The sequence below is a fragment of the Bisgaardia hudsonensis genome (assembly GCF_004345785.1).
In the GTDB taxonomy this organism is placed as follows: Bacteria; Pseudomonadota; Gammaproteobacteria; order Enterobacterales; family Pasteurellaceae; genus Bisgaardia; species Bisgaardia hudsonensis.
The window spans coordinates 1-8,772 of the sequence record NZ_SLXI01000013.1 but is presented as its reverse complement, the minus strand read 5'-3'; the positions used below and the strand labels follow the sequence as shown (position 1 = coordinate 8,772).

Genomic DNA, 8,772 nt, shown 5'->3' with positions numbered 1-8,772 from the left:
ACGGGTCATAATAAAGTGAGTAAGAACAATGATTCTGTGCAGATTATCAATAGTAAATCCAATACAACTAATACAGATGATACACATTATTCGGTGGATGTCGCTAATTTAGGGGGAATGTATGCAGAGAAGATTCATATTATTGGCACGGAATCTGGCTTAGGGATACGCAATCTTGGGCATCTTGGTGCTTCTGCTGGGGATATTGTTATTGATGTGAATGGTAAAGTGGTGAATAGTAACAATATTCAAGCGAAACAGAATATTACGATAAATGCTAAGAGAGATATAGCAAATAAAGGGATAATTTATTCACAAAAAGGCAATATCACACTAAAAAGTGCAGAAAAAAATATTGAACAATTAGGGTCAATTACGGCTAAGGATAATACTCAAAATAATGGGAATATAACGCTTATTGCAAAAGAAAATATAACTCAACAAGGTGAAACCCTTGCGACAGGAAATGTGAATTATAATGCTAATAGGTTACAAGCTGATAAATCAGCTTTGATTGCAGCAGGTCTTCATTTTATTGAAACTGCAAAAGGTGAAGAAAAGGAACTATTAGAAGCGAATAAGAACGGTAAATTACTTCAATTAATTGCCACAGAACAAGCGGTGATTAAAGGACAAAACCTTGCTCAAAATAAAATTAGTATCCGCTCTAAAGAAATTGATTTATCAGAAAGTAATAATAAATCAGATCATATTGATTTAAATGCTGAAAATAATGTTATATCAAAACAAGCTAAACTATCGGCTTCATCTTCAATTAATATTAATGCAAATAAATTAGTAAATGAAGAAGGAAATATTGTTGCATCAAATGTTGTGATTAATACCACCGCAGTAAATAATACAAAAGGTCGTATTTCTGCATTAGAAAAATTAACAGGAAATATTCTCTCTACCTTTGATAATACTCAAGGGCAGTTATTATCCCTTGGTAATATAGCAATAAAAGGCAAAGGGGTATTACTGAATAATCAAAGTGGCACAATAGCCAGTAATAATAATTTATTAATTGATGTAAAAACTTTAGAAAATGAAAGTCATATACAAAGTAATAACGCAAATATTTACCTTCAGGATAGTTTTACTTTAAACAATGCCTTTAAAATATCAAAAAATTTAAATCTCTCAACAAAAGGTAATTTTATCAATAATAGTACCTTACGAACAGGGGAAGGATTAACGATTCAAGCCAAACATATTGAAAATAAAAATCAAGCAGAACTATCCTCTAAGAATACTAATATCGCAAGCAGAACATTAGTGAATAGAGGACTAATTGATGCCTCGCAAACTGTGATTAAAACAAGTTATTTAGATAATCTTGGAACTGGACGAATTTATGGGGATCATATTGCCATTGAGGCAAAACAATTAAATAACCGAGAAGACACTCAGAATGCTGAAACTAAATCAGCCGTTATTGCTTCGAGAGAGCGTTTAGATCTTGCTGTTGGTCATTTGCTTAATCATGATGGTGGTAGTCTGATTAGTTTAGGCAATATGTACTTTGGTAAAACACTGGATGATAAAAAACACAGTACAGGGAATAGTGATTTCGTTGAAAACTCTAATGGGTTAATTGAAGCACAAGGCGATATTTATTTTAATGTAAATAAAGTAAAAAATACCCATAAATATTTAAAGACCGAAGTAAAAGAAATTTCTCGGACACCTATTTATGAATACAGATCCTCAGGTGATAGCAAACGTTATCTGAATGGTACACAGGGATTGTCAGTTGAGCGTGAAGATAACGAAAGTGGTGGTTTTCTAGGTAGTGACGCAAAAGTAAGGGACTTATATTTTTTACGTCTGCCTGATGGAAGCAAGCATTATTATTGGTTGGAATATGACTACACCCGTTCAATTAAAGAAACACAAGTTTTAAAACCACTTTATAATGAAGGGCGTATTTTAAGTGGTGGTAATATTTATTTTGGTTCTGCTGATGTTGAGAACCAAGATAGCAAAATTATTTCAGGTAGAACTATCCATTTTGATAATGTAAACAGTTTAGATAACAAAGAAACTAAAGGTATACAAATTACTACCGATAGTGGCAAAGTCTACAACAAGAGAAAAGGAAGAAAATGTGTTAAAAAAATTTTGGGTAAATGTGTTGATCATGCCGATACAACAAAAACAGATACTTGGGATTATAACCCACCAGAAATCCCTAAATCTATTTCTCTGGGACTTTGGCAATACGCTGAAAATGCTAAAGCAGAATTAGCCAATGTTCGTGATCCAAATGCCTCTAAAATTAATGACAGAAAGGTAGTCGGTAGTAATGGAGATATAGGAAAGTTACCTACAATATCAGAAATACCTCTTCCAAATTCAAATTTATATAAAGTTAATCCTGATGCAAATAGTCATTACTTAATTGAAACAGATCCTCGTTTTACGGATCGCAATAAATGGTTAAGCTCTGATTATATGTTTAACCAACTACGTTCCGATCACCAACTTGTTCAAAAACGCTTAGGAGATGGTTATTATGAACAACGGTTGGTTAATGAACAAATTAATCAGCTTACAGGTCGCCGTTTTTTAGAAAATTATCAATCAGACTTTGAACAATATAAAGCCTTAATGGATAGTGGAATCTATTATGCGAAAAAATTTAATTTAATTCCTGGCGTAGCATTAACTGCTGAGCAAATGAAAGAATTGACAACTGATTTAGTATGGTTTGTTACCAAAAAAGTCAAATTGCCTAATGGGAAAGAAGTGCAAGTATTAGCCCCAGAAGTCTATTTATCTTCTCGGAATATAAAAATAAATAATAAAGGTGCCTTAATCTCAGGTAACCAAATTATTGCAACAGTAACGGGAGAGATTAAAAACTCTGGCACAATATCAGGTAAAAAAATAACCGCACTTTCAGCAAATAATATCCATAATAATAGTGGAAGTATTGAAGGAGAGCGAGTTTATCTTAAAGCTGAAGATGCACTTACCAATACTGGCGGTGATTTATTAGCGAAAAAAGAACTTATCGCACAAGCAGGGCGAATAGATATTCAAAGTACTATAGCTGAAACAGTGGATACAGGAGATTTTTACCGCAAAGAGATTAATGAACAAGCGAAAATCAAAGTGGGGAACAATGGCAATCTTGTATTATTTGCCAAAGAGGATATAACCCTAAAAGGAGTGGATATTGATAACAAAGGTAGTACGAATATCAATGCTGGCAACGCATTATCTTTATCCAGTATTACATTAAAAAACAAAGAAAATTTTGATTTTAGCGACGGTAACTACGTTTATTTAGAACAAACAAAGCAGATTGGAAACAGGCTTAATTTAATTGGTGATACAAAATTAGTCGGTCAAAAAGCGATAACGCTTGCAGGAGATAGCATTCATAGTGATAGCAATTTATTGCTCACATCTTCTGGTGATATTACTGTTAAAGAAACAAGAGAAACAGAAAATATTGCCTTTGGGGCGAGGGATAAAACGAAAGGACTACTATCTAAAACAGAAACCATAGTAAAACATAAACATGACTATGACTTAGCGAAAGGCACACAAATTGATGCAAATAAGATACTAATTCATTCTTCACAAGGCGATGTGAATATTCAAGGTAGCCAAATTGTGGCAGAAAATGATTTAGCTATTCAAGGAAAAAATATTACTATCAAAGAGGCTGAAAATCGTGCTTATTCAGAAGATTTTGAGAAAACTCGTAAGTCAGGTTTTTCAGCGAGCCTAAAAGGTGGAGTAGCGACGGTTGGGTATCAACGTAGTAAATCAGGAAATGATGTCAAACAGAAAGATGAACAAGTTATTACCAGTTCATTAACTGCAAAGAATAATATTTCTATTTCATCTAAAGATAAATTAACCCTTAATGCAGCTCAACTTCAAGCAGGAAAAGATATTCATTTACAAGGAAAAGCTATTAATTTGAATGCTGTGAATGAAAAACATACGATGAATGCCCATCAATATGCTAAATCATCTGGTTTATCAGTTGGTATTACCTATTCGCCACTTTGGGCAGCTTATGAAGCTGGTAAAGAAGAAATCAACTCTAAAGGCGGTTTAAAAAATCAATCTGTTGTTGGTCAAGTTATGACTGTTGCAGACGCAGGCTATGAAGCAATAGAACGTTTATCAAAAACAGTTGTGGTTAAGGCTGGTACACAATCTCATTCAGCAGATCAAAACCGCTATATTAACAAAGCGGTAACGGGCAACGTTTCGGCTGGTAATAACTTAGTTATTCAGGCTACACAAGGTGATATTGTTAGTGAAGGTACTGATTTACAAGCAGAAGGGAATTTCATTGCATCAGCAAAAGGAAATATCAAACTAAACGAAGCGAAATCATCAATAGATTTTAAAGCAAAAGCCAAAAATAAAGGTATCGGTATTGATACTTCAAAATCTTGGCTAAAAGAGTTTGGTGCATATCATAATAAAGATAATGAAAATGCGACAAAAGAAGAATTTAAAGTAACCTCTATTTCAGTAGCAGGGACAAGTACTCTAAAAGCAGGAAAAAATATTTCTACTCAAGGAGCAAATATTGTTTCAGATGGTGAAAATACCTTAATAGCAGGAGAAAATATAGAATTAGGTACAACAAAAGGGAAAAATGTTTATTCATCTAGCTCAAAAGGCGTTGGATTTGGAAGTGCGAAAATATCTGATACAGAGCGATTTACAGGTATTTACATGGATAAATCCAGACAAAATGATAAGCAAATTATTCATAAAGGTACCGTAGTTGGAGCAAATAAAGGGAATGCTAATCTTTATGCAGGAAAAGATTATATCCAAGATAGTAGTGCGGTAGTAACACCTGATGGTGGTGTGAATATTTTTGCTGGTAACGATGTGATTAGTAAGAGCCAAGATAACGTGAGTTTATCAAGCGGTAAAACAAGTGGTACAAAAATAGGCTTATTTGCCAAAGTATCTTCTCCATTATTAGATTTAGCTAATCTTGCAAAAGAAGTGAAAGCAACAGTAGAAGATGATAAAGCAGATGAACGCTTGAAAGCGTTAAATGGAGCGCTTATTGGTGTACAAGGTTATTCAGCTTATCAATCTATTATGACGGGAGCATTGGCTAAAGCAGAGGCAGGAGTAGGATTTAAACATAATCAATCTAGCTATGAAAACAGTGCCTTACAAAGTCAGGGAAATATTTTAAATGCTAGGAAAAATGTGACGATTGAAGCGGATAAAGGTGCAATAGATTTATCGCATATTGATATTATGACCAAAGATGAAAAAGGTAATATCACGCCAGATAGTTATGTTTATTTGAAATCAAAACAAGGTATTAAGTTAGATTCAGGACGAGATGAGTTTAAAGGCAAAAATAAACAATCAAGTTATGGGGCACAAGTTGGTGTTGGAGCACAAGTGGGTGCCGGTACAGGAGTGTATGCCTATGTAGAGGCTGGATACCAACAAGGTAAGCAAAGTTACCAGCAAAATAAAAAACATAATAGCCATATTGTTACTGATAATTTTAAAGCAGAAACAGAAGGTGATATGACTTTAAAAGGTACGAGTATTTATGCCGAAAAAGCAAAAGCAAATATCAAGGGTGATTTGAATATTATCAGTCAACAAGATTACAGCGAAAATACCTCTAGTCAAAGTGGAGCTAATGTTCGAGCTCAAGTATCTATCGGTACAGCTTGGGGCGCATCAGGTACATTTAATCAGCAAACGGCAAATGGGGAAACTTTAGCCGTCACCGAACAAGCGGGAATTTTTGCAGGTAAAGAGGGGTATGATATTTCAGCTGATAAGGTCTCACTCACAGGGGGAGCCATTGTTTCTACCGCAGATAAATCAAAAAATCGTTTAGTTGCTAATGATTTGAGTTTTAGGGACATAGAAAATTACTCAACGGCAAAAGCCAGTGGTGTGGCATTAATGGGTGGTTTTTCTGTGAACCGAGACCAAACCTCAGCAGAAGATAAAGCTTTAAATAAAAAATATCGAGCAGAAAAAGAAGCCAAAGGGGAAACTTTTATTCAAGCTAACCAAAATGAACATCAAAGTAGCCCACTTAAATTTGGTTTAAATTCAACAGATGTGCATAGTGATGGTAAATATGCTGCAACTAAAATTGCCCTAGTTAATGCCTTAGGCAATACCACGGTAACAGAAAATAACCGCTCATTGACGAAATCAGTTATTAGTGAGGGCAATATCGACATAGCCAGTGAACAAGGTAAAGCCCAACTAGCGGTAATTACCAAAGAGACTCAACATCAAAACCAGTCTGTCAAAGAAGCCGATTATGAAGGGTTGAAAAAAGAAGCCGATATTATGACCAAAGCCAAGAAAGAATTACTAACAGCCATTTCAGGGCAAACCGATGGAGCTTATCATAAAATGTTTATTGCAGAACACCGTATGATGGGCTTTGTTACCGATGAAAATGGTGAACCTGTTAAGGACAAAGAACGTTTAGCTCAATTAGATAAAGCAGGCAGAAAGGAAGCAGAATCTAATGGCATTAAAGATGAGAAAGAGATTGAACAATATGTGGAGAAATATCGTAAGAGGGAATTTGCTAAAGGTTACAATATTTATCAGTTGCGAGAACTGTCTGATGAAGAGCGTAAGCATATTCAAGCGGTTACTTACACTGACCCAACTACAAAGAAACAACAGCAGAAATATGTGGTAGCTTTTAATGGTATTATGAATGATCTGCAAGCAGCCGCTAAATTTGCGGTACAAAATTATGTGGCAGAAACAGGTGAAACAGGTAAAGTCAATAAAGCATTATATAAAGATATTTATTTTGTACATCATCCCAAAGCAGAAAGTACTTTATCAGAATTGCTGATTGCGGGTTATCAAAAATGGGCAGTATCGGATGATAATTCTGTGAGACAGGCAGTGGATTTAATGAAACAAAAAGGCAGTAGTCCAGAGGGATTATATTTAGGGAGCCATAGCCGAGGCACCTTAACTATCAGTAATGCCCTACAAACTCTAGAAAAAGATCCACAAAATAAAGGCATTTTATCAAATACACAATTAAAAATGGTGGGGCCAGCAGCCAATGTAATCCGCGCAGATCGGATCTTAACTATCTTACAAGGAAAAGGTGAAGTGAGAACCTCAAAAGAGGGGTCTATCATTATTGAGAATAATAAGCACGATCCCATTGGTAATTGGTTTTTTATTGGAGGTAACCCTGCAACCAACGATACTAATACAAAAAATAAAAATTTATTTAAAATTTTGCGGGATGTAGTAGGTGATAACTCTTCATCGCATAACTGCCATGGATTAGGACAACCACAATGTGAAACAGATGGTTATCGAACAGAGCAAAATAACGGAAATATGCAACCAGAACGGACTATTTTTGAACTGAATCAAAAGACACAGAAGGAGAACAAATAATGAAACTTAATTTTACCTTAATTATCTTAATGAGCGTATTATTATCTGCTTGTGGTTGGGAAGGGGGGGGGTTTAAACCCGCTAGAAATTATTATAGTTGGAATTATCCTGATGGCTGGAAATTATCAGCTAATGAGTGGGCTGATAAACTAATTGAGGGAATCAAAGCTTGTAATCTAGATTTTATGCATGTATCTTCGAAATCTGGAAAAAATATGCTTTGTTTTGAAAAGAGGGGCTGGTATTTAGAGGGAGGACCAGTTTGTGAAAATGAATTAATGTGGAATGACCCTGATTGCATTAAATGGCGAAAAAAACATAGCAAACCTGATGCAGTACCTTGGAAACCGAAAAGAAATTAAAAAACCATACAAGTGCGGTAGGATTTTTAAGAGTTTTAAAACTTGAGGAAAATTGACCGCACTTTTTTTATATTGTTTTTAAAAAACATAATAGCCATATTGTTACTGATAATTTTAAAGCAGAAACAGAAGGTGATATGACTTTAAAAGGTACGAGTATTTATGCCGAAAAAGCAAAAGCAAATATCAAGGGTGACTTGAATATTATCAGTCAACAAGATTATAGCGAAAATACCTCTAGTCAAAGTGGAGCTAATGTTCGAGCTCAAGTATCTATCGGTACAGCTTGGGGCGCATCAGGTACATTTAATCAGCAAACGGCAAATGGGGAAACTTTAGCAGTCACCGAACAAGCGGGAATTTTTGCAGGTAAAGAGGGGTATGATATTTCAGCTGATAAGGTCTCACTCACAGGGGGAGCCATTGTTTCTACCGCAGATAAATCAAAAAATCGTTTAGTTGCTAATGATTTAAGTTTTAGGGATATAGAAAATTACTCAACGGCAAAAGCCAGTGGTGTGGCATTAATGGGTGGTTTTTCTGTGAACCGAGACCAAACCTCAGCAGAAGATAAAGCTTTAAATAAAAAATATCGAGCAGAAAAAGAAGCCAAAGGGGAAACTTTTATTCAAGCTAACCAAAATGAACATCAAAGTAGCCCACTTAAATTTGGTTTAAATTCAACAGATGTGCATAGTGATGGTAAATATGCTGCAACTAAAATTGCCCTAGTTAATGCCTTAGGCAATACCACGGTAACAGAAAATAACCGCTCATTGACGAAATCAGTTATTAGTGAGGGCAATATCGACATAGCCAGTGAACAAGGTAAAGCCCAACTAGCCGCGATTACCAAAGAGACTCAACATCAAAACCAGTCTGTCAAAGAAGCAGATTATGAAGGGTTGAAGAAAGAAGCCGATATTATGACCAAAGCTAAGAAAGAATTACTAACAGCTATTTCAGGGCAAACCGATGGAGCTTATCA

The 8,772-nt window shown here is 35.1% G+C and carries 3 protein-coding genes; all 3 read left to right on the top strand.

Translation table 11 applies throughout. From position 1 onward, the window contains the following. The first annotated feature begins 15 nt into the window (after positions 1-15). Positions 16-7,422, top strand: a complete 7,407-nt coding sequence (locus tag EV697_RS09685; protein ID WP_132025078.1) for a hemagglutinin repeat-containing protein — start codon at positions 16-18, stop codon at positions 7,420-7,422. Then, the gene (locus tag EV697_RS09680) at positions 7,422-7,784 is read left to right on the top strand and encodes a hypothetical protein (protein WP_132025076.1); all 363 of its coding nucleotides are present in this window, start codon (positions 7,422-7,424) and stop codon (positions 7,782-7,784) included. Before EV697_RS09685 ends, EV697_RS09680 begins: the two co-directional genes overlap by 1 nt. 137 nt (positions 7,785-7,921) lie before the next feature. Further along, on the top strand, positions 7,922-8,772 hold an 851-nt coding region (locus EV697_RS09675; RefSeq protein WP_243694780.1), incomplete at its 3' end, for a hemagglutinin repeat-containing protein.

Excerpts from the sequence above, each read along its gene's own strand:
- EV697_RS09680 (WP_132025076.1), top strand. The coding sequence starts at position 7,422 with ATGAAACTTAATTTTACCTTAATTATCTTAATGAGCGTATTATTATCT.